This window comes from Dyadobacter pollutisoli (assembly GCF_026625565.1).
Classification (GTDB): Bacteria; Bacteroidota; Bacteroidia; order Cytophagales; family Spirosomataceae; genus Dyadobacter; species Dyadobacter pollutisoli.
The window spans coordinates 7,659,905-7,676,250 of the sequence record NZ_CP112998.1; the positions used below are offsets into that span (position 1 = coordinate 7,659,905).

General features: G+C 44.7%; 16 protein-coding genes. 4 read left to right on the top strand and 12 right to left on the bottom strand.

Annotated elements, in window-relative coordinates; translation table 11 throughout:
- Nucleotides 1-2: 2 nt before the first annotated feature.
- From ON006_RS31930 to ON006_RS31980, 11 genes are all read right to left on the bottom strand, one after another.
- A complete protein-coding gene (locus ON006_RS31930; RefSeq protein WP_244821813.1) occupies nucleotides 3-1,247 on the bottom strand; it encodes a pyridoxal phosphate-dependent aminotransferase in 1,245 nt (414 codons plus the stop codon).
- A gap of 54 nt (nucleotides 1,248-1,301) precedes the next feature.
- Nucleotides 1,302-2,060: a methyltransferase family protein gene (locus tag ON006_RS31935; RefSeq protein ID WP_244821812.1), complete on the bottom strand. Its 759-nt coding sequence runs from the start codon at nucleotides 2,058-2,060 to the stop codon at nucleotides 1,302-1,304.
- 159 nt (nucleotides 2,061-2,219) lie between these two features.
- Nucleotides 2,220-2,747, bottom strand: coding sequence for a carboxypeptidase-like regulatory domain-containing protein (locus ON006_RS31940; protein WP_244821811.1), 528 nt, complete (start codon nucleotides 2,745-2,747; stop codon nucleotides 2,220-2,222).
- Between the two features lie 269 nt (nucleotides 2,748-3,016).
- The gene (locus ON006_RS31945; protein WP_244821810.1) at nucleotides 3,017-3,208 is read right to left on the bottom strand and encodes a hypothetical protein; all 192 of its coding nucleotides are present in this window, start codon (nucleotides 3,206-3,208) and stop codon (nucleotides 3,017-3,019) included.
- A gap of 97 nt (nucleotides 3,209-3,305) precedes the next feature.
- Nucleotides 3,306-4,145, bottom strand: a complete 840-nt coding sequence (locus tag ON006_RS31950; RefSeq protein WP_244821809.1) for a CvfB family protein — start codon at nucleotides 4,143-4,145, stop codon at nucleotides 3,306-3,308.
- A gap of 156 nt (nucleotides 4,146-4,301) precedes the next feature.
- Nucleotides 4,302-4,484 carry a hypothetical protein gene (locus ON006_RS31955; protein ID WP_244821808.1) on the bottom strand — a complete coding sequence of 61 codons (183 nt, stop codon included), beginning with the start codon at nucleotides 4,482-4,484 and terminating at the stop codon, nucleotides 4,302-4,304.
- A gap of 120 nt (nucleotides 4,485-4,604) precedes the next feature.
- Nucleotides 4,605-5,936 carry a TolC family protein gene (locus ON006_RS31960; RefSeq protein ID WP_244821807.1) on the bottom strand — a complete coding sequence of 444 codons (1,332 nt, stop codon included), beginning with the start codon at nucleotides 5,934-5,936 and terminating at the stop codon, nucleotides 4,605-4,607.
- 68 nt (nucleotides 5,937-6,004) lie between these two features.
- Complete coding sequence (locus ON006_RS31965; RefSeq protein ID WP_244821806.1) at nucleotides 6,005-9,094, bottom strand: efflux RND transporter permease subunit; 3,090 nt, start codon at nucleotides 9,092-9,094, stop codon at nucleotides 6,005-6,007.
- A 42-nt stretch (nucleotides 9,095-9,136) separates the two neighbouring features.
- Nucleotides 9,137-10,225, bottom strand: coding sequence for an efflux RND transporter periplasmic adaptor subunit (locus tag ON006_RS31970; RefSeq protein WP_244821805.1), 1,089 nt, complete (start codon nucleotides 10,223-10,225; stop codon nucleotides 9,137-9,139).
- 154 nt (nucleotides 10,226-10,379) lie between these two features.
- Nucleotides 10,380-11,627: a chorismate-binding protein gene (locus tag ON006_RS31975; protein WP_244821804.1), complete on the bottom strand. Its 1,248-nt coding sequence runs from the start codon at nucleotides 11,625-11,627 to the stop codon at nucleotides 10,380-10,382.
- A 51-nt stretch (nucleotides 11,628-11,678) separates the two neighbouring features.
- A complete protein-coding gene (locus tag ON006_RS31980) occupies nucleotides 11,679-12,101 on the bottom strand; it encodes a hotdog fold thioesterase (RefSeq protein ID WP_244821803.1) in 423 nt (140 codons plus the stop codon).
- A gap of 85 nt (nucleotides 12,102-12,186) precedes the next feature.
- On the opposite strand from ON006_RS31980, the gene ON006_RS31985 reads away from it, so the two are divergent.
- The 4 genes from ON006_RS31985 (at nucleotide 12,187) to ON006_RS32000 (ending at nucleotide 15,616) form a co-directional block, all read left to right on the top strand.
- On the top strand, nucleotides 12,187-12,831 hold the full coding sequence (locus ON006_RS31985) for a histidine phosphatase family protein (protein ID WP_244821802.1): 645 nt from the start codon (nucleotides 12,187-12,189) through the stop codon (nucleotides 12,829-12,831).
- Between the two features lie 109 nt (nucleotides 12,832-12,940).
- Entirely contained in the window at nucleotides 12,941-14,008 is a 1,068-nt protein-coding gene (locus ON006_RS31990; RefSeq protein WP_244821801.1) for a sensor histidine kinase, read from the top strand.
- Nucleotides 14,009-14,058: 50 nt separating this feature from the next.
- Nucleotides 14,059-14,793 carry a LytR/AlgR family response regulator transcription factor gene (locus ON006_RS31995; protein WP_244821800.1) on the top strand — a complete coding sequence of 245 codons (735 nt, stop codon included), beginning with the start codon at nucleotides 14,059-14,061 and terminating at the stop codon, nucleotides 14,791-14,793.
- A 10-nt stretch (nucleotides 14,794-14,803) separates the two neighbouring features.
- Nucleotides 14,804-15,616 carry a PdaC/RsiV family protein gene (locus ON006_RS32000; protein WP_244821799.1) on the top strand — a complete coding sequence of 271 codons (813 nt, stop codon included), beginning with the start codon at nucleotides 14,804-14,806 and terminating at the stop codon, nucleotides 15,614-15,616.
- On the opposite strand, the gene radC is transcribed toward ON006_RS32000, so the two are convergent.
- The gene (gene radC, locus ON006_RS32005; RefSeq protein ID WP_244821798.1) at nucleotides 15,617-16,321 is read right to left on the bottom strand and encodes a RadC family protein; all 705 of its coding nucleotides are present in this window, start codon (nucleotides 16,319-16,321) and stop codon (nucleotides 15,617-15,619) included. It abuts the gene before it with no gap.
- Between the last annotated feature and the right edge of the window lie 25 nt (nucleotides 16,322-16,346).

Here is a 16,346-nt window from a genome sequence, read left to right on the forward strand (position 1 = left end):
GGTCAGGCAATTACATCTTCAACAGTGCGTGTGGATAAAACCCTCCTGTTTTCAAGAAAGTATTCCAGCTTATCCATAGCCTGGTTCAGCTCGTCCAATGTAGGAAGAAACACGATCCTGAAATGGTCATCAGAAATATAGTTAAAGCCCGTTCCGGCCACGACAAGCACTTTCTGGTCACTGAGCAGGTCGTATACAAACTGCTCGTCCGTCTTTAACCCGAATTTTTTCAGGTCAATTTTTGGAAAAACATATAATGAGCCTTTGGGCTTAACGCACGTAATTCCCGGGATGGATACCAGCCTGTCGTAAACGAGGTTCATTTGTTTGTGAAGCCTCCCAGAGGGAAGTACCAGCTCTTTGATACTCTGATAACCACCCAGAGCAGTTTGTATGGCGTACTGGGTAGGTACATTGGCACAAAGCCGCATACTTGCCAATAGTAACAGCCCTTCTGTATAAGATTTGGCTTTCTGTTTAGCCCCACTCAGGATCATCCATCCGCCTCTGAAACCAGCTGAGCGGTAATTTTTGGACAATCCGCCATAACTAACACACAATGTATCGGTTACAAGTGATCCCATCGGGTAATGTACGGCTCCGTCGTACAGGATCTTGTCATATATTTCGTCGGAGAAAATAATAAGTCCGTGCTCCTCAGCGATTTTCGCGATTCTAACCAGCACGTCTTTTTCGTAAACCGCACCGGTCGGATTGTTCGGATTGATCAATACAATTCCTTTGGTGCGGGAAGTGATCTTTTTTTCCAGGTCGTCCAGGTCCGGGTTCCAATCTGCCTGCTCATCACATACGTAATGTACAGGTGTACCGCCGCTCAATGCGATGGCCGCCGTCCACAAGGGGTAATCGGGTGAAGGAACGAGAATTTCGTCACCAGGATTTAACAACGCCTGCATGGAAAGCAGGATCAGCTCGCTTACACCGTTACCGATGAAAATATCATTGATTTCAACGTCTTGTATGCCGATTGTTTGGGTGTAATGCATCACAGCCTTTCGGGCCGCAAATAATCCCCGTGAGTCTGAATATCCCTGCGCATTGCGGATATTCATAATGATATCGTGAACAATCTCATCCGGAGAATCAAAACCGAAGGGTGCCGGATTGCCGATATTCAGGTTATGGATTTTGTAGCCCTGACTTTCAAGTTCCAGTGCTTTTTGGTAAGTAGCCCCGCGTATCTCGTATTTCAGATTGTTAAGGCGCTGGCTTTTTAAGAATTCCATAATTTTATTGAGCTGGATAACCCCCAAAGTTAAGTAAAATCAATGATCAATTGATTATCTGCCACCTTCGGCGTTCAGGACTTGGGTATTGTTTTTCAAAAATTTCAGAATGATATATAGGACACAACCTGCTGTGAAGAGAATGATCCATTCTCCATGACGAAATTGCACATCTCTGAAGGCAATATACTCGGCAATGGTATCAAATAAAAAGAAAAGTATGAAAATAGCCGCCAAGCCATTCTTTTCCTGTCTCAGTACCTTTCTGAAACTGAAATCCAGGTCAGGGTTGTGCCATTGAAAAATGTTCGGGACTATCGCAGGGGTTTTGGCTGCCCAATCTGAAAATACCTCGCCAAACTTGGTCTTGATATACTGCTCCTCAGCAAACATAATCCGCTCGTAATAGAACCAATATACCAGTGTGAATGCTACAATAAACCAGGTATGTTGTGTCAGCATGGCTACACCTAGCCACATAAAAAAATTGCCGAGGTAAAGCGGATGTCTGACAATGGAGTACATCCCGGAGGTATTAAGGTGGTCGGCTACCTGGTTTTGTGTATTTCGCCCCGATGTGTTTTTTTGAGCGTAACCTACCGTTAATGCACGAATGAGAAGTCCAAGCAATGTAATGCCCAGACAGAAATATTGGTAGCCCTGCTCTGGAAAATCGTTGACATGAGAACCCGCCTTTTCGAGATTTACAAAAATGAAAACGCACAAACCGGGCAGGATAATGAGGAGCGGAAGAATGCTTCGATGCCTGAACAGAAAATTTCCTTGCCTGTCAAATTCCTTGTTTAATTCCATAATGTTAATGTGTGTGGACTGATGTCTGCCGGTGTATTCAAGGTTTTCGTTCCGGTGTAATTCAAATTCAACTCCGCAGTGAGGTTTGTTGCAAAAGTGATAGAGGTTCTTGTACTGAGATAATCGCGAGACTGCTTGCTATTTGGGATGATACCGTTATTAATGATATGTGTAAGAAATTTTGGACGAATAATTTTCACCTGCTTTTGCAAAAGCAATGTTTGAGTTACTGCTCACAGGTTTCTCAAAAAAGTCGCGTACATTATTTGTACTGTCTGCATCCCGGGCTAGGGCTAGTTTTTCTCCTTTGATTTCCTGAACAGAATAACCCAGTGCCTTTTTGTCACGGGCAATCCCCAAAGAGGTAATAATGGCTTCCTGTAATTCAGTTTCATCAGTTGCCAATGAAATATTGATAAGTGTCTGGCTTCCGACCTGCGACTCGTGCTTGATAAAGCCGATAAAGCTGAAAACCAATGTCGCTCCGGATGAAGCAGAAATTGAATATTCTCCGTCGCTATTTGTAGTCGTACCTCGGTTGGTACCTTTAAGAAAAATGGTAACCCCCGGCAGCGGGGAGCCGTCTTCTTTCGAGGTGACCTTTCCGGTGACCTCTCTGCTTTGGGCATTGGCGTGACTGCAAAGCAGCAGTAGCCCTCCCAAAAAAGAAAGTAAAATTTGTTTCATGAATGTCAGGTTTGTTATGAGTTACTATCGCATCGGCGATCATTGCCTTACGAATTGTGACTTAATGTAGGAGGTTTCGGAGAAAAGGACCGGATTGAATGATCAATTGGATACCGCGCATTTTCTAACGGTAAAATACAGCATTGCTTTCTATGGTGTGCTGCCATGTCATTCTGATGGCTTTACAGCAGCCGGCTACGCCAGCGAAGATATGGCCTTGCCAGAAGCAGTTATGGGACATGACAAAAGGATAATGGGCACGGTAACATTTATGTGAGCCACATGGTCTCTTTGAGCAGGAATTGAATACAGATCATGCTATACATGACCCTGATGACGGGTATGATGATTTTGATGTACAAAAGGCCAACAACATTGGATATAAACCGCCAAACGAAGGTTTTCGATGGAAGCCAGAGACTGGCTATTGCTTTGATCGTGATCCATTGCGGCGGAAACACGAATCTGTTTTTTTAAGGCATAAAAAATGGCCGGAATTTCTTCCGACCAGGACTGGGCTTTGCCCGGCATTTTTCGTTTGATATGAAATCGCGGGTCTCAATCCTCCGCCACCAGATATATCCCCTCGTCCGCTATTTTGATCAGGCCTTGTTTGTATAGTCCTCCGATCGCTTTCTTGAATGTCTTTTTGCTGATTTGTAATCTTTTATAAATGTCCTCGGGAGAGCTGCTATCAGAGACATTCAGGAAACCGGCTGATTTTCTGATTTCGTCAAGAATGTGCTGGGCGGTAGGCTCAATGCTGTCATAACCTGTTTTTTGCAGGCTGATATCGAGCTTGTTTTCTTCCCGGATCTTTTTTACATAACCCTTCAATGAATCCCCGGCTTTAAGGTCCCGGAAAACTTCATTGGCATAAATAAGACCTTTATGGTATTGGTTGACAATCGCATTGAATCCCAAATCCGTTTTTTGCCAGATCAAAAGGTCCACTTCGTCACCTTCTTTCACTGTCAGCCGCTCGTTTTCAAGGAATCTGTCAATCTTGGTTGATGCAATTAATCGCGACGATTTTTGATCCAGATAAAGGAATACAACATGCCATTCCCCAATTTCCATCGGCCTGCTTTGCTCGCGAAAAGGGACAAAAAGATCCTTGATCAATCCCCAATCCAAAAAAGCGCCATGTTCTGACACATCCTTCACTTCTAGAAAGGCAAATTCATTGCGGACGATTTTCGGAGTTTCAGTCGTAGCTACGGGGCGGTCTTCGGAGTCGAGATAAACGAACACCTTAATGTTGTCGCCAACCTGCATTTCGTCGGTCAGGTATTGGTTGGGAAGCAGTACCTCTTCTCCTTCCACATCACTCAGAAACATTCCTACGCTGGTTACCCGCTCGATGGTCAGGTAGTTGTATTTTCCTATAAAAAGCATTATTCAATGACAAAAGTTGTTTGCAAAGGTAATGTTTTCAAACGGACATTTAGTCTTCGTCGCCACCGTCACCTCTGTTATCGAAGTTTTGCTTCTCTTTTGACCGATTGAGCCGATATGCAAACGTGACCAAGTCGGCGTTGCCTGTCCTGAAATTCAGAGCTGGAATAATAACCGGCATTTTCTACAATGCTTTTTCTTTTTCAAGTTCAAAAGATCGCGGACACTGGCATTTATGATACCCAGCCCTTTCATAATGTCTTTGGATAAAACCAAATCAATGAGGTAAACCTGGCTAACGATGTTGATATTGGAAAGCAGGAATAAGAGATTTTTCATGCCAATCTGATTTGTTGTTGCAAGCTATGGCATGATCGCAACGATCGGGCAGAAGGTGGTTAGCGTATTGGATTTAAATGGCCGCTCTGAGAGGAGCGGCCATTTTTGGAAATGAGGTACCTATTGGAGCGTATTGCTCAATCTTTTTAGCTCGATCTCGGCTGCTTTTGCTGCATAGTTAAGGTTGATCATCCGGTAACCCGCGTCTTCAAAGCTGCGTTGTGCTTCCCGGACATCGATAATGGTCGCCTGAATAAGCTCGAAGCGTTGCAATGTAAGATTAAGGAGCTGCCGGCTCAGGTTGTAATTCTGCTTTTGAGTTTCCAGTTGTTCCAAAGAGCTCAGATAAGTCTGGTACATTTTCACTGCGCCCGCATTGTAGTCCCTCACAAGCGAGCTCTTTTGTAGTTCAGCATTGGTAGTATTGATTTCCGCAACCTGTTGCTGACGTTTGAAAGCCGAACCACTATAAATCGGTATGGAAAGCGTGAGACCTGCATTGGGCCCCAAAACCCGGTTGAGCAATGTAAAGCCTGCCGCAGTCTGGTTCCTGGAATAGTTGTAAGCAGTATTGAATCTCACTGTTGGGTATCTTAGAGCGGCAGTTTCACGAACGATCAGTTCATTGATACGGATCTGATGATCGGCTGCTTTCACATCAGCGTTCACTTTGATGCGATCGAGAATGGCGTCCAACTGGATATTATTGTCAACCCTTATGGAGTCTTGGATCGAAACCGCAGATTTTGGGTCCAATGTGAGTATTCTCAGAAGTTCGGTTTTGGCAACCTGGGCTACCATTTGCTGATCCATTAATGTTTGGTTCAATGTATTCAAATCTATCTGGGCCTGGAAAAGATCAGCATTATTGGCCATACCAGCTTCCTTGCGCACTTTCAGGATTTCCAGCCTTTTTTCCGATGCCTGAATGGAGGTACGGACGGTGTTGACGTAGCTTAGCTGCCGTACCACGTCATAATAACTTGTCATCACCAGTGCAATTGTGTTTTGAATCTGGGAGTTAAGTACTTCTGCACTCTGGTTTTGCAGTTCAGCCAGTCGTTTTTTGGTCGATACCACACGTTTCCCATTGTAAAGCAGTATCCCAACATTCAAACTTATCTGGGTATTATTACCGGCCGCTGCATTCCGGCTGATTTCAGTTCCGTCGTTCAGTTTTTGATTAACCTGGGTTATTTGCTCTGTGTTGGATGCATTGGCGGCGACAGTTGGCAGTCCACCGGCGACGCCATAGTTATTGAGAATGGTATTAGATTCCACATTGTTTTTTGCAATTTCTATTTCGTAGCTGTTTTTTAATGCAATTGCAATGGCACTGTCCAGTGTAATATTCAAACTATCAGCGGCCTGTTTACAAAATGCATTGCTACCCAAAAGCAGCAATAGGAGGACTAAATTTCTTTTGTTAATCAAAATCAGGAGCGGGTTCATGCAAAAAACTGTGGTTGATTTTTTTATATAATTAATTTCCTGAATCAGGATTTTGTTTCTTGAATTTTTTAAACACTAAGCTCCTCAGCCATTCTCTGCTCTTCAGTTACTCTATGTTTTTTAGGAGAAATAAATGTGTAAACAGCCGGAATAACGAACAATGTAAGGATCAGGGAGAACATTAAACCGCCAACGATTACAACTCCGAGCGGTACCCGGCTGGTAGCAGCCGCTCCGAGGCTCATCGCAATAGGTAATGCACCAAATGCTGTCGCAAGGCTGGTCATCAGAATGGGCCGTAACCGTTGTGTCGCAGATTCGACCGCAGCAGCCATTCTGCTCATACCCTGCTCTCGTTTCTGATTAGCAAATTCTACAATCAGGATACCGTTCTTAGTAACCAGCCCGATCAGCATAATCATCCCGATCTGAGAGAATATGTTGATCGTGAGACCAAAAAGATAAAGGCTCAGCAATGCGCCCGCAAGAGCAAGTGGCACGGTGATCATGATAATAAATGGATCTGTGAAGCTTTCGAATTGCCCGGCCAAAACCAGGTAAACTAGCAAAAGCGCCAGTCCAAATGCGAAGCTGGTATTGGAAGAACTTTCTTCAAAGTCACGTGATGAGCCGATCAATGAGGTTTGGAATGATTCGTCAAGCAATTTTGCTGCTATTCTCCGCATTGCGGCTACACCGTCGCCAATCGTTTTTCCTTCTACAAGCGATGCAGATACGGTTGCACTTTTGTACCGGTTGTAGTGGAAAATAGTAGGAGGGCCGCTTTCTTCCTTCATTTGAACAACGGCCGTCAGCGGAATATTTTCACCGCGGGTATTTCTAACATATAGCTTAGAGATATCAGCAGGTTTGTTGCGTTCAGCGCGTTCTACCTGGCCGATTACCTGATACTGCTGCCCATTCTTGATAAAATAAGCAAGGCGCCTGCCGCTGAATGCGGACTGGATCGCCGCCGCAACATCGGTAGTCGATAATCCCAGGTCTCTCGCCTTCAAGCGATCGATGGTCAGACGGATCTCAGGTTTGTTGAATTTAAGGTTTACGTCCACATTCTGAAACGTCGGGTCTTGCCGGGCTTCTTCCAGGAATTTGGGTAAAACGGTAAAAATTTTGTCAAAATTTAGATTTTGCAGAACGAACTGAACCGGTAATCCACCTCTGGAACCTTGTCCAACGGAAATAGTTTGTTCCTGCGTTGCAAAAATCCGTGCATCATTGAAGCGCGACAATTTCTTATTGATTTCCTGAGCCAGCTCGTTCTGGCTTTTCTTTCTTTCACCTGCCGGTACCAGACCGATACGGGCCGTGCCGCTATTCATGCCACCACCGCCAAAGCCTGGGGTTGCGGAAAATGTGAATGCTCTTTCCGGGATAGAATCATTCAGGAAGTTCGATAGCTGGTCGGACACTTTCTGCATTTGGTTAAAACTGGTACCCTCCGGCGCGGACAGATTGAACCGTATGCTATTCCGGTCTTCCATCGGGGCCAATTCACTTTGAAGATTGGTATAGGTAAACCAGATGACCACTCCGCATGCTGCTACCAACACCCATGCAACCCACCTTGCCTTCATAAAACCGCGAAGGGTCCTGTTATAGCCATCTTCCATACCTGTGAAGAATGGCTCTGTTTTGTTATAAAACCAGCCGTGGCCTGCGTCTTTGCGATTAAGGAATACATTCAGTACCGGCGTAATCGTCAATGAAACAAAAGCCGAGATCAAAACCGCGGAAGCAACGACAATACCAAATTCCCTGAATAAACTACCGACGAAACCTTCGAGGAAAATCACGGGAAGAAATACCACTGCAAGCGTAAGAGACGTTGAAATTACAGCAAAAAAGATCTCCCGGCTTCCTTCCAGCGCCGCTTGTCGTATGGGCAGCCCGCTTTCGAGCTTTCGAAATATGTTTTCCGTGACTACAATACCATCATCGACGACAAGGCCGGTTGCCAGTACAATTCCCAAAAGGGTTAATATGTTGATTGAGAATCCAAACAGGTACATAACAAAGAATGTCGCGACCAGGGAAATGGGGATGTCGATGAGTGGGCGAATTGCCACAACGAAACTCCTGAAGAAGAAAAGGATTACGATTACCACCAGCGAAAACGCGATCAGAAGCGTTTCTTCTACTTCGAGGATCGACTGGCGGACCAGCCGGGTATTATCAAGCAGTACATTGAATGTAATGTCTGATTTGTTTGATTTTTGAATTTCAGCCAGCCTTTTATTAAACTCGTCGGAAATCTCGACGTAGTTGGCCCCAGGCTGCGGAATCACGGCCAAACCAACGGCGTACACACCGTTGTACTTCCAGCTTTGCTCTTCGTTCTCCGGGCCAAGCTCTATTTTTGCAACATTGGCAAGGCGCACAATGCCAGCACTGTCATTCCTGATAACCAGGTCGCTAAATTCCTTTTCACTGGTAAGCCGCCCCATCGTTCTGATGGTGAGCTCGGTGTTGTCACCGTATATTTTTCCCGCAGGCAATTCAACGTTTTCCGCGCTCAGTGTGGAAGAAATATCATTGAATGAAATACCATAGGCGCTCATTTTGTCAGGATCGAGCCAGATGCGCATGGCGTAACGTTTCTGACCGAATATGTTGATAGCGCTTACGCCGTCGATGGTCTGAAGACTTTGCTGAAGAACATTCTCCGCGTATTCGCTCAATTCCAATAAACCTTTAGAAGGGCTTTGGACCGCCAATAGCAGGATAAAATCACTGTTGGCATCGGCTTTGATCACAACGGGCGGAGCATCCACATCCTGCGGAAGGTTACGTTGGGCCTGGCTTACCTTGTCACGAACGTCATTGGCTGCTCCTTCAAGGTCAGCTTCGAGGTTAAATTCAACGGTAATATTGCTGGATCCGATCTGGCTGGAAGAACTGATACTTTTGATACCCGGGATACCATTGATACTCTTTTCGAGCGGTTCAGTGATCTGGCTTTCAATGATATCGGCATTCGCACCGGTGTAACTCGTTCGGACGTTCACAACCGGGGGGTCAATGGCCGGGTAGTCGCGCAATGATAGGAAGTTATAGCCTACTACACCAAACAGGATGATCAGCAGGTTCATGACGACAGCCAATACCGGCCGCTTCAGGGATAATTCAGATATATTCATAGAACAGGTTTCAAAGGAACAGTCATTACAACTCCGTACTTACTACTTGGCAAAATTTAAGCTTTTTACGCTTCTCACTTTCACAGGAGCATCAGGACGGGCAAATAATACACCCGAAACGACCACAGTATCTCCAACATTCAAACCGCTTTTCACTTCCACCACATCTTCTCGTCTGTCACCGGTTTCAATGCTTACGAACATGGCCTTGCCACCTTTTACGGTAACGGCCTTTTTGCCCTGGGCTTCGGGGATAATGCAGTTTGTGGGGATCAGGATACTGTTTTTATTTGAACTTGCATTTAAATATACTTTTGCAAAAGACCCCGGACTGGTATTGCCTGAGTTCAGGACAGCGCGAACCGTGATATTTCTGGTAGTCTGGTTTACCTGTGGTTCCAGGGCAATGATCCTGGCCGTTTCTCTTTTTCCGGAATTCTGATCCAGCAACACTTCCACATTTGAACCTTTGGACACATATTGCTGATAGCTTTCGGGCACCGTAAAGTCAATTCTCAAGTTGGTAAGTTGCTGCATGGTCGCGATGACGCTGTTCGGCGATACGTATGAACCCTCGCTTACTTTCCTCAAACCGATTACACCGGTAAACGGCGCTTTCACAACGGTTTTATCAATCAAAGCCTGCGTGTAAACCATATCTGCCTTTAAGGTACTGACCTGATTTACCGCAAGATCATAGTCGGCCTGGTTGATACCATTAACTGCAACGAGCTGCTTTAAGCGCTTTTCCGTGGTTTCCGCCAGATCCAGCTGTATTTTGGACCTATTCAATTGCGCCATCAGATCGGCGCTGTTTATCTTGGCAATGATTGTTCCTTTCTGAACCGTTTTCCCTTCCGGAACGTCAAGAAACGTAAGCAGGCCACTCACTTCCGGTCTGAGCTCAGCATATTCATTAGCGACGACTGTTCCGTTTACTTCGACTTTATCGCTTACTCTTTCAGACTTGGCAATGATGACATCAACTATTGTGGGCCCTCCCCCTCCTTTTTGCTGAAAAGTATCTTTTTTTTCACCGCATGAAAGCGTAAAGAAGAGCGTACCCGTGATGAGAAGATGATAGAAAGGCTTATTTAATTTCAATGGTACGTCTGGGCATACAGACTTCATGATAGAATTCATACGCAGGTGATATTCCGGGGCTTAAAGGTTTAGGGTTTTTGAGATAACTACACGCTTATCAGAGTGTTCTTCAAAATTATATATAATCTCAAACCGATTAGACTTTTTTGAACTATAAAAGTTTAATCAGCTTAAATATTTTTTAGAAAGCCTGCGCTATCACTTTGAGGAGCGTGTCGCATTTCATTTCAGTTTCTTCCCATTCACGTCCAGGATCAGAGTCTTCTGTAATTCCTGCTCCTGCAAAAAATGTCGCTTTTCCATCTTTAAATCGCACAGTTCGCAGATTCACAAACAAATTGGTATCGCCGTTAACTTGCACAGGGCCGAGGAACCCGCTGTAAAAAGAGCGGTCATATCCTTCAATTTCTGTTAAAAAAGTAAGACTAGGTAACTTGGGTACGCCACACACTGCCGATGTTGGGTGTAGGAGCTTCAACATGACAGATGCTAGTTCGGGAAAACGCAGTGAAAGGGTATCGACTTCAAAATCGGTGCGCAAATGATAAAGATTGCCCGCCAGCACAGTTTTGGGGCCAGTTTCGGTGTATTCCCGCAAACGTATTTTTTTGAAGCATTCAACAATGTACCTGCTCACCAAAGCCTGCTCTTCTATTTCTTTCTCTCCCCAGCGAATGTCGTATTTGGGAATCAGCTCGCCGGATTCATTCCGGGCGTTCTGCGTTCCGGCCAGGGACATTGTCTTAAAAACCCCATTTGAACTCTGTTGTACCAGTACTTCCGGACTAGCGCCGAGCCACAGCTCGTTTTGTTCGGGGAGGTTTACCAGGGATACAAATGCATGCGGGTACACTTTCACCAGTTTGCAGAAAGCCTTGGCCGGCTGAAACTGCTCGGAGTAAAATAAATCTTTGGTGCGGGAAAGAACCACTTTTTTGAACTCATTCTGCCTTATTGCTGAAACTGCCAGCTCAACGGTGCGCTCGAAACGAGTTCTGGAATCGGAGTCGTTGATAGCAGGAAGAAGCAGGGAATGATCATTGGAATCCGCTTTTTTTTCATTGGTCAATGTTTCAGCCACGTAAACCAGCTTCCGAACTTCCGTATGTTCTTCGCCCAGTAAATTATCAACAGTCCTGACCTGGTGATCCTCCGAAAATGTCAGAATAATGTCACCTTCCAACAGCAGCACATCCTGATTTTCATCCCAATGAAACGTGCTGATCATGAAACCGGGAGAAAGCTTTTCTAGCTCCGGCTGGCATTTGCGGATTCCGTCTTGTATCGATATCAGCAACTTGATTTCATTCTGGTGAGGAAGACGCCAAAGTGCGGATGGAAACCCAAGTTTTTTTGACGCTTGCCAGAGTTCCTGAACCTGTAACCCTTCAAATATGGAAAGTTTGGTGCCTGTTTGGACTGAAAACATTTACTTAAAATAAAATTTATAACGTTAGGTCAATGTATCTGCAAATTAAAGTTAGCGGTCGGCATTCACAATAGCTACTGTCAATCTGCTAATACAAACAAGTTTATTCTGCTCATTGGTGATTCTGATGTCCCAAATATGCGTGGTTCTCCCCAAATGAATGGAGGTTACCTTTCCATACACATATCCTTCTTTGACCGGCCTGAGGTGATTAGCATTAATTTCAAGGCCAACGGCCACTTTTTCCGGGTCCGAAATACAAAGGAATGATGCAATGCTTCCCAGCGTCTCGGCCAGTACCACAGAAGCGCCACCATGCAGAATGCCAAAGGGTTGGTGTGTCCGTTTGTCGACAGGCATTCGCGCTATGACATAGTCAGTTCCGATTTCTGTAAATTCTATTCCGAGGTGATGGGCTATTGTATTCTCGCTGAAAGAATGTAGCTTGTCAAGTGAAACTGATTTAGTGAACATATCTAAAAAATGTATAAATTTGTATCGGCTTTGCTGTGCAAAAACAAGGTATTTGCAAAATTAATATTTAAATAGTCCTATTACATTGAAAAGAAAATCTATATACCTCATTCGCCACGGTGAAACAGATTTTAATCGCAGGGGAGTTGTACAGGGAAGTGGTGTTGATTCCTTGCTTAATGAATGGGGCGAAGCCCAGGCGGCCGCTTTTTTTAATGCTTACCAACATGTCCCTTTTGACAAAATTTATACCTCTGATTTAAAGCGAACACAGCAAACTGTCCGCGGGTTCATCAAGCTGGGCATACCGCACGAAAGTTACTCGGGGCTGAATGAAATCTCGTGGGGAGCGCGCGAGGGACGGGAACCTAATACCGGTGATAATAACTACTATCGCGAACTGGTAATGGCCTGGAAAGAGGGCCGGGTAGAACTGGCAGCGGAAGAAGGGGAAAGCCCGATTGAGGTTCGCGATCGTCAGATTCCGGTGATTGACACTATCTTATCGAGACCTCACGAAAGAAATATTTTAATCGCCATGCATGGCCGCGCAATGCGGGTGCTGCTCACTACGCTTTTCAGGCAGCCATTGATCAAAATGGACGACTACGAGCATAGTAACTTGTGTCTATATAAGATCAACTACTCTTACGACACTCAAAAATTCGAATTGGAAGTCTCCAACGACATCACGCATTTACTTTCTCTGGAAATTCCGCAAACATTATAACAAACCGTTTGTGTAGATTCGTTTCCATTGGTGTATTTGTGCGCACAGTTATGTAGCGCATCGATACATTTGCGATTTGTCATAGGAAATTCAGCGTAACAAAAACTTCATGTCCAAAAAAAAGATTTATTGGACTCTACAAATTCTGGGTTGGACATTATTGATTATGTTCGAATATGTCCCTTATGCCTTGGAATTTGGCTTTGAGGTTGGCGTTTTTTATACTGCGCTTGCCAATATCCTGCTGGGCATTTGTCTTACCCACGTTTACAGGCTCGTGATCAGGAAATGGAACTGGTCGTCGCTGCCGCTTCCACGATTAGCCTTGCGGGTGATCAGCTCAGTTTTGTTACTCGGCCTGATCATGACAATGGTCAATCTGCCTATGGACCGGCAGGTGCTGGAAGAGGATCTTTTAAATCAGCCACTGGTTTTTTGGGGGTATTATGCTAACTGGTGTAAGAACCTGCTAACATGGATCTTGTCCTACACGGTTTATCATTACATAGAGCAAACCAGACTCGCCGGCTACGAGAAAATCATGCTGAAAATGTCAATGCGCGAAGCGGAGGCGAAAGTATTACGCTCTCAACTGAACCCGCATTTTACATTCAATGCATTGAACAGCATTCGTGCCCTCGTTTTTGAAGATCCTGCGAAGGCGCAGCTCAGCATTACGCAGCTTTCAAATATCTTAAGAAATTCCCTGCTGGCCGACAGGAGAAAAACGGTCGATTTGCAAGAAGAATTAAGAACCGTTGAAGACTATCTTGAACTGGAAAAGGTCAGGTACGAAGACCGGCTGCGGTATACCATTGCTACTGACTCACAGGCAATATACTGGCAGATTCCACCGATGATGCTGCAAACTTTGGTTGAAAATGGCATCAAACACGGCGTTTCCAAGGAGATAGGAGGCGGGTTTATTGAAGTAAAATCAGAAATTGTAAATGAGCTGCTCGTTATCACCATTCTTAATTCGGGGAATCTCGGTGCTACTGAGTCCGGGGGAGTGGGACTTAAAAATACCGCAGAACGCTTATCTATCTTATATGGTAAAGGGGCTACATTCAGGATCTTTCAAGAGAAGGAAGATGTAGTTTGCTCAGAAGTGAAAATACCAATGTTGTCGGAGGGAGTCATGATGGTGGGAGAGGAGACCGGGGCAGGCAACTGAAAACCAATCTATTTCAATTACTTTTATTAATAATTCCTAACTGATCCGCCATGAGGACTTTAATTGTAGACGACGAGCGCCTTGCCCGTAATGAATTAAAAAGATTACTGGAACCGTATACCAAAATTGAGATTGTGGCGGAGGCTGCGAATGCAGAAGAAGCGCTGAAATTAATAGAGGAATTACAGCCGGAATTGCTCTTTCTGGACATTCAAATGCCAGGTAAGAATGGCTTCGAACTTCTGTCTTCTATTGAAGGAAAAAGCCCCGAGGTGATTTTTACGACCGCTTACGACGAATATGCCATCAAAGCATTCGAATACAATGCGCTGGACTATTTGCTTAAACCAATCGATACAGAGCGGCTTAAAGAAACGATTCACCGGATTGAAGAAAATCAGGCCCAACCAGAATCTCCCGCTCACACCCATGAGCGCGCCGAAAAGGTTTTGGGGGAAAATGATCAGGTTTTTGTTAAAGACGGAGAAAAATGCTGGTTTGTCAAACTAGGCAAAATCAGACTTTTCGAATCGATGGGCAACTACGTCCGCCTGCATTTCGATGATCAGAAACCGTTGGTACTGAAATCGTTAAATAACCTGGAAGAGCGTCTTGATGCCAATACTTACTTCCGCGCCAATCGCAAACATATCATCAATTTGCATTGGATTGAGAAAATCGAGCCATGGTTTAGCGGCGGGCTACTCGTTACTTTGCAAGGGGGTGACAAGATCGAGATATCACGTCGCCAGGCAATCAGGTTCAAAGAATTAATGAGTTTGTAATCCAATTTCTATGCGAATTTTAGGCATTTTGATTTTTCTAACGGGAACGATGTTTCTGTCAGGCTGTAATTTATCGGGTAAAAAAGAAGCGGGTGAAGAAAACACTTTGACTCACGGGAATCTGGTAGTCCGTGAATTTGGAAGTTGTGATACTACCAAAAATCAGGGCTCTTCTGTTTCCGTAAGTTTGTGGGAACTCTCGGATTCCAGCAAAGTCTCAGAAGTAATCAATGGCATACTCACTCAAAAGAGCATTGAACGCATTAATTCCTACGCGGATTCTGCGAGCATTGCTGCTAATCCGGGCGCGACGAAAAGCGTTAAAGATGCGTTTGCAGTATTTCAAAAAAATTATACTGACTTCAAAAAGGACTTTCCCGATGCTCCGGGCTGCTGGCAGGTAGAATTGTCAGGAGACACGGTAATGGTGACGCCCGAATGGTTATTTTATCAGTTGGACCATTATGCTTTTACGGGAGGCGCTCACCCCAACAGTTTCCGGTCCTACCATGTTTTTGATGGCAAAACCGGAAAGGAAAAACAAATGAAAAGCTTCATCGCGGACTCGGTTGCTTTACTCAAACTCGTTGAAAAGAATTTCAGAAAGCAAGAAAAATTAGCCGCTGATGCCAATCTGGAAGAGGCGGGATATTTTTTGTTGAACCATCAATTTTTTATCCCTGCGAATTATATATTTACCAGAGAAGGAATCCTGTTTTATTATAATCCTTACGAAATTGCGGCATATGCGCGCGGGGCTATACAATTTACCATTCCATATTCGGAGCTGACAGGCATTGTGAAAAAGGAAGAAATCCTGTAATCAGATCTCACCTTCGTCCATAAAACTATAGTAGCCGGTATCGGTAAAGATCATATGATCCAGAACAGGCAGGTCGAGCAATTGGCCTGCCTCTTTTATTTGAGCCGTGAGGAGTTTGTCAAACGGACTCGGCGTAAGTTGCCCGGAAGGATGGTTATGGACCAGAATGATAGAACTAGCCAGGTTATCGATGGCCAGTTTGAAAATCATTTTAATGTCAGCGACGGTTCCTGAAACCCCGCCTACACTGACCTGATGGGCACGCATGACATCATTGGCACGGTTTAGAAGCAGTATCCAGAATTCCTCATGAGGCTTATCCATGAGGTATTGCTTCATTTCCTCGTAAACGGACGCTGAGCCTTTGATTTTACGTTTTCGAGTGGGGACGATGTCGTTTCTACGCCGTCCGAGTTCTAATGCAGCCAGAATAGTAATGGCTTTCGCTTCACCTATCCCTTTATACTTACTGAGGTCTTTAACACCCAATTTGGCAAGTTCATTGATGTTGTTGCCTGCAGATGCCATAATAATTTTGGCAAGATCCACTGCGGACATCTCCATTGAACCGGAACCAATGAGGATCGCAATCAATTCGGCGTCAGAAAGAGCTGCACGGCCTTTTCTTACCAGTTTTTCCCGGGGCCTGTCTTCTTCACACCAGTTCAAAATTTTTCTCGGATTTTCGTAACCTTTAGTCGCCATTTGTGTTGAATGCTAAGCTATTTAT